Origin of the sequence: Moorena sp. SIO4E2 (assembly GCF_010671945.1) — a bacterium.
In the GTDB taxonomy this organism is placed as follows: domain Bacteria; phylum Cyanobacteriota; class Cyanobacteriia; order Cyanobacteriales; family Coleofasciculaceae; genus Moorena; species Moorena producens.
Genome location: NZ_JAAHIE010001416.1, coordinates 1 through 1060, shown reverse-complemented (window position 1 = coordinate 1060; position 1060 = coordinate 1). Strand labels below are relative to the sequence as shown.

Below are 1060 nucleotides of genomic sequence, written 5' to 3'. Positions count from 1 at the left end.
ACTACAACTAACAACTGACAACTGATCAGAATGAAATAGCCCTGATCAAAGATATGTATTTTTTCATTAATCGCTGAAAGCAATTTCCAGTATTGCTTTCAGCCTAGTTATAGCCCCTTAACGGCTCCTTCAAGTTTACAAAACTTAAATCTAAAATCTTAATCGCACCACGGCAGATCATATTACACTGATGGAGTCAAAAGACTAAAAACGGGGAATTGAATATGTCAGATATGGATCGAGACGGTCGGCTGTGGCTGATGAAAGACTTGTATGGTATGAAAACAGTCCCACCAGCTCAGGACTATAATGCCTTTGTCAAAGCGGTTCTGATCTGTGCAAAAGGAGATGGCGTCCTGACACCAGAAGAAAGAAACTGGGTTGTTGGCCGTTCTGCCTGTTATAATACCAATACCGAGTATGACATGGCAAAAAATTACCCGGCAGATCAGGATCTACTTGAGGTTCTTGCCCAAGCCCCCACTCTAGACAAAAACGGTCGTCGTGCGATTATTTATGCGGCCATTAAGGCTTGTGCTGCTGATGCAGAATATCATCCGGATGAACAGGCATCAGTCCACAAAATGGCCAAATATCTTGGCATTGAAGAAGATGTCGTTAATCAGATTGAGGAAATTTGCATGTCCGAAGCCAAGATGCGAGAAAAACGGATTGCCGTAATGTTCCCGGAAGGCATCCCTTATTAGACTTGTTGTTGTTAGTGGCTGATCCCAGGATTGGCGATCGCAATCAATGCTTGGCGATCAGGAGTACCTCGATCGAGAGTAATTATGTTGTTGAATCCGTTACATTTCAACAACATAATCGCGCTTAGATCAAGACGTAAGCATTCAGCCGTCAGCCGTGAGCTTTTAGCTCACGCTACTTGAGGTGCCGTCAGCTTGTTGGCACAGGCTTTGGCCTTGGCCTTTCGGCCACGCTACGCGAACGACCCTGGGACTTCACTCAACATTATTCCAATGCTTACTTGTTGTCTTGATGCAGTCGCTCATGGGGGAAACCCCCGCGTGAAGGCGCTGCATCGCTTATTCAAAAGCTG

General features: G+C 45.3%; 1 protein-coding gene. It reads left to right on the top strand.

The annotated features are described in order from the left end of the window. Positions 1–224 precede the first annotated feature (224 nt). A complete protein-coding gene (locus F6K37_RS44110; RefSeq protein ID WP_071106956.1) occupies positions 225–707 on the top strand; it encodes a tellurite resistance TerB family protein in 483 nt (160 codons plus the stop codon). Positions 708–1060 lie beyond the last annotated feature (353 nt).

Bases quoted from the DNA above. Each gene is read 5' to 3' on its own strand.
- F6K37_RS44110 (WP_071106956.1), top strand. From the start codon at position 225: ATGTCAGATATGGATCGAGACGGTCGGCTGTGGCTGATGAAAGACTTG.